Below are 4,866 nucleotides of genomic sequence, written 5' to 3'. Positions count from 1 at the left end.
AAGCGATTGAGCAGTTGGAGAAGGTCTATTGGTTTTACCGCCGAACCTGCTTCAACGTCTCGGCAATCAAAAACGCCAGCTCCAGCGACTGATCGGCATTCATCCGCGGATCGCAGTGCGTGTGGTAACGATCCGACAGCCCATCCTCGGTGATCGGTCGGGCGCCGCCGATGCATTCGGTGACGTTCTGCCCGGTCATCTCGATATGAATCCCGCCGGCGTAGGTCCCTTCGGCTTCATGCACCTGGAAGAACTGCTTCACCTCGCCAAGAATCTGCGCAAAATCCCGGGTCTTGTAGCCGCTGCTGGCCTTGATGGTATTGCCGTGCATCGGGTCGGAACTCCACAGCACCTGCTTGCCTTCGCGCTGCACGGCGCGCAACAGTTCCGGCAGGTGATCAGCGACCTTGTTGGCGCCCATCCGCGCGATCAGGTTCAGCCGACCGGGATCATTGTCCGGGTTGAGCACGTCGATCAGGCGGATCAGGTCGTCAGGGTTCATGCTCGGGCCAACCTTGACCCCGATCGGGTTGTTCACCCCGCGCAGGAACTCCACATGCGCTCCGTCCAGCTGGCGGGTGCGGTCGCCGATCCACAGCATGTGGGCCGAGCAGTCGTAATAATCGTTGGTCAGGCTGTCACGGCGTACGAAGGCTTCTTCGTAGTTGAGCAGCAACGCTTCGTGGGCGGTGAAAAAACTCGTCTCGCGTAGTTGCGGCGAGCTGTCCATGCCGCAGGCGCGCATGAACGCCAGGGTTTCGTCGATGCGGTCGGCCAGGTGGCTGTACTTTTCCGCCAGGGCCGAGTTGGCGATGAAGTCCAGGTTCCACTTGTGCACCTGGTGCAGATCGGCGAACCCGCCCTGGGCGAACGCTCGCAGCAGGTTGAGGGTGGCGGTGGACTGATGGTAGGACTGCAGCAGCCGCTCCGGATCCGGCACGCGACTTTTCTCGTCGAAGCCGATGCCGTTGACGATGTCGCCCCGGTAGGCCGGCAGTGTCACGCCATCGATCGTCTCATCGTTGGCCGAGCGCGGTTTGGCGAACTGGCCTGCCATGCGCCCGACCTTGACCACCGGGCAACCGGCGGCGAAGGTCATGACGATGGCCATTTGCAGCAGCACCTTGAAGGTGTCGCGAATCTTGGCGGCGGAAAATTCGACGAAGCTCTCGGCGCAGTCGCCGCCCTGCAGCAGGAACGCCCGGCCCTGGGTGACTTCGGCAAACTGACGACGCAATTCCCGGGCTTCACCGGCAAACACCAATGGCGGATAGCTGGCCAGGGTCTGCTCCACCTGCAACAGGTGCGCGGCGTCGGGGTAGCGGGGTTGCTGCTGGATCGGCAGGGCGCGCCAGCTGTCAGGGCTCCAGGGTTGGCTCATTATGATCTCTAGGTGATTTACGCTCGGGCGCTCATGTTATCAGCAAATTAGTGCGTGACCTGTTCCGCTCGCTTCGCCGACAATCGCGCCTTTGCCCCGTTAGCATGGGCTCTGGCCGGCACGGCAAGATCAGGAGAAGAAATGACAGAGGAGCGCGTCGAGCATTTGCTCGCCGAGGTGCATGACGAGTTCGGCATGATCCGCGTACTCGAAGTGGCCGATTACCGGTTTCTCGAGTTTGGCGATGCGATCGAGCAGAGCTGCGTATTCACGGCCGATCCGAGCTGGCTCGAATATGACTACACCCGCGCCATGCTCATCGGTGCGTTGTGTCACGAGCAACCGGAGAGCGCGCTGTTCCTCGGTCTGGGCGCCGGTACGCTGACCCAGGCCTGTCTCAAGTTCCTGCCGCTGGAGGACGTCGAGGCCATCGAACTGCGCCCCGACGTGCCGCGCCTGGCCATTGAATACCTCGGTCTGGACGATGATCCGCGCCTGTACATCCGCGTCGGTGATGCCTTGGAGCTGCTGGAAACGGCGGAGCCGGCGGACCTGATTTTCGTCGACCTCTATACCGATGTCGGTCCCGGCGTCGGTCACCTGGCCTGGGGGTTTCTGGAGAACTGCCAGAAACGCCTCAATCCCGGCGGCTGGCTGGTGATCAACCAGTGGGCCACCGACGATGGCAAGCCGCTAGGCGCGGCGCTCTTGCGCGGCTTGTATCACCGGCACTACTGGGAGTTGCCGGTGAAGGAGGGCAACGTTATCCTGATCGTGCCGGCTGAGCTGGACCAGGAACTGGACATGCAAGGGCTGGTCGCCCGTGCCGAAGGGCTGGCGCCGCGGCTGGGTTATTCGTTGCAGTCGCTGATCAAGGCGATCCGCCCGGCGACTTGATCGGATTTTCAAGCATCCTTTTGGATGGGTTCCCCCCGGCACAGGGAACTCATCACAGGGGCTTGGCCATCCAAAGATGAATCGTTTTAGCTGACGCCCTCAACGCTTGCTGCACAGAGCCCCGCCACACCCTTCGTCGATAAAAAAATCTCCCTTTTTCAACGAATTCCGGTATAGTGCGCGCCGGCCTTTAGCCGGGCCGCGTCAAGGTAGCGCAATTCCCCGAAGCCAGCTTCGGTTGCATGTCCGCACAACGGATGCTTCCACGACGTTCTTTTTCATTCATTCGTTTTCGCAAATCCCCGCCGACAAAGCTGCCAGGGCGACTCTTGAGTCTCAACACGGCATGCGCAGCTTTGGAGCATGGGTCTTTGCGGATGCACTTAGAGGCAGACCCATGACCCAGGAAATCGGCGGCTTCGCCGCTCTTGAACTTCATCCCAATATTGTCGCTGCAGTAGTCGCTACCGGCTATGAAGAGCCTTCGGCCATTCAGCAGCAGTCGATCCCGATCATTCTCGCCGGTCACGATATGATTGGTCAGGCGCAAACCGGTACGGGTAAGACCGCCGCGTTCGCACTGCCGATCCTGCACCGCATTGATCCGTCCAAGCGCGAGCCGCAAGCTCTGATCCTGGCCCCAACCCGCGAGTTGGCGCTACAAGTTGCAACCGCTTTCGAAACCTACGCCAAGCAAATGCCAGGCGTGACTGTTGTGGCTGTCTACGGCGGCGCGCCGATGGGCCCGCAACTGAAAGCAATCCGTAATGGCGCACAGATTGTTGTCGCCACCCCGGGCCGTCTCTGCGACCACCTGCGTCGCGACGAGAAAGTCCTCGCTACCGTGAACCACCTGGTTCTCGACGAAGCGGACGAAATGCTCAAGCTGGGCTTCATGGACGACCTGGAAGTCATCTTCAAGGCCATGCCGGAGACCCGTCAGACCGTCCTGTTCTCGGCCACCTTGCCGCAATCGATCCGTGCCATCGCCGAACGCCATCTGCGCGATCCGAAGCACGTCAAGATCCAGAGCAAGACCCAGACCGTTACCGCGATCGAGCAGGCTCACCTGCTGGTTCATGCTGACCAGAAGACTTCCGCCGTTCTCAGCTTGCTGGAAGTGGAAGACTTCGACGCCCTGATCATGTTCGTGCGCACCAAGCAAGCGACCCTGGACCTGGCCAGCGCCCTGGAAGCCAAAGGCTACAAAGCCGCTGCGCTGAACGGTGACATCGCCCAGAACCAGCGCGAGCGCGTGATCGATTCCCTCAAGGATGGCCGTCTGGACATCGTTGTGGCGACCGACGTTGCTGCCCGTGGTCTGGACGTTCCGCGCATCACCCACGTGTTCAACGTGGACATGCCGTACGATCCGGAATCCTACGTTCACCGTATCGGCCGTACCGGCCGTGCCGGTCGCGAAGGTCGTGCGCTGCTGCTGGTGACTCCGCGTGAGCGCCGCATGCTGCAAGTGATCGAGCGTGTGACCGGTCAGAAGGTCGCGGAAGTTCGCCTGCCGGACGCCCAGGCCGTTCTCGATGCCCGCATCAAGAAACTGACCAACAGCCTGTCGCCGCTGGTGGCTGACGCCGAATCGACCCACGGTGATCTGCTCGATCGCCTGACCGCCGACATCGGTTGCACCCCGCGTGCCCTGGCCGCAGCCCTGCTGCGCAAGGCTACCAACGGTCAGGCGCTGACCCTGGCGGCGATCGAGAAGGAACGCCCACTGGTGCCGAACAACGCACCGCGTGGCGATCGTCCCGAGCGTACCGGTGATCGTCCGGATCGTGGTGATCGCGAGCGTCGCGCACCGATCCCGCTGGGCGAAGGCCGTGCCCGCTGCCGTACCGCGCTGGGTGCTCGTGACGGCATTGCCGCCAAGAACCTGCTGGGCGCGATCCTCAACGAAGGCGGCCTGGCCCGCGAAGCGATCGGTCGCATCCAGGTGCGTGACAGCTTCAGCCTGGTGGAACTGCCGGAAGAAGGCCTGGAGAAGTTGCTGACCAAGCTCAAGGACACTCGCGTGGCTGGCAAGCAGCTCAAGCTGCGTCGTTACCGCGAGGATTGATCGGCTCCCGGCTGAATGATCGAGCATGAAAAAATCCCCGACTGGTTCGGGGATTTTTTTGCCTGCCATTTGCTGGTGGCAGGATGAGACAGCTGACGCCATTATTCGCGAGCAGGCTCGCTCCCACACTGGATTTGTATTGCCTGTGGGAGCGAGCCTGCTCGCGAATTGGAGCGACTCGGTACGTCAATCAAACCGATAAATGTCCATCCCCAGCGTTCCCATCGTGAACCCTTCATGGGCAACGCTGAATTTGCCACCCGCCCCCCGGGCAAAGTACAGCGGCAGCAGGTGCTCGTCGCTGGGATGGCTGCGCACCGCATTGGGGGCCTGGCGGCGGTAATCATGCAACGCGAACTCGTCGTTGGCCGCCAATTGCGCCACTATCCAATCGCGGAATGCCTTGGCCCAGGGCTCGATGCTGTCAGGGCCGGCGTTCCAGTCCAGATCCCCCAGGTTATGCGTGATACTGCCGGAACCGATCAGCAGGATGTCCTGTCCGCGCAGTCCTGCCACC

4 protein-coding genes are annotated in these 4,866 nt (G+C 61.7%); 2 read left to right on the top strand and 2 right to left on the bottom strand.

Translation table 11 applies throughout. From position 1 onward, the window contains the following. Positions 1-34: 34 nt before the first annotated feature. On the bottom strand, positions 35-1,381 hold the full coding sequence (locus ACE04F_RS23795; RefSeq protein ID WP_486110168.1) for a class II 3-deoxy-7-phosphoheptulonate synthase: 1,347 nt from the start codon (positions 1,379-1,381) through the stop codon (positions 35-37). A gap of 141 nt (positions 1,382-1,522) precedes the next feature. Between ACE04F_RS23795 and ACE04F_RS23790 the strand changes: the two genes are divergently transcribed. Then, positions 1,523-2,278, top strand: a complete 756-nt coding sequence (locus ACE04F_RS23790; RefSeq protein WP_486110167.1) for a spermidine synthase — start codon at positions 1,523-1,525, stop codon at positions 2,276-2,278. Between the two features lie 397 nt (positions 2,279-2,675). Next, positions 2,676-4,349, top strand: coding sequence for a DEAD/DEAH box helicase (locus ACE04F_RS23785; protein WP_486110166.1), 1,674 nt, complete (start codon positions 2,676-2,678; stop codon positions 4,347-4,349). A gap of 186 nt (positions 4,350-4,535) precedes the next feature. Here the strand turns inward: ACE04F_RS23785 and ACE04F_RS23780 are convergent. Further along, positions 4,536-4,866, bottom strand: a 331-nt coding sequence (locus tag ACE04F_RS23780) for a DODA-type extradiol aromatic ring-opening family dioxygenase (RefSeq protein WP_486110165.1), incomplete at its 5' end; no start/stop codon positions are given.

The sequence above is a fragment of the Pseudomonas sp. AGC41 genome (genome assembly GCF_057334555.1).
The sequence above is the reverse complement of the archived record's forward strand: the minus strand, read 5'-3'. Positions and strand labels throughout refer to the sequence as shown.

Excerpts from the sequence above, each read along its gene's own strand:
- ACE04F_RS23795 (WP_486110168.1), bottom strand. The coding sequence starts at position 1,381 with ATGAGCCAACCCTGGAGCCCTGACAGCTGGCGCGCCCTGCCGATCCAG.
- ACE04F_RS23790 (WP_486110167.1), top strand. The coding sequence starts at position 1,523 with ATGACAGAGGAGCGCGTCGAGCATTTGCTCGCCGAGGTGCATGACGAG.
- ACE04F_RS23785 (WP_486110166.1), top strand. The coding sequence starts at position 2,676 with ATGACCCAGGAAATCGGCGGCTTCGCCGCTCTTGAACTTCATCCCAAT.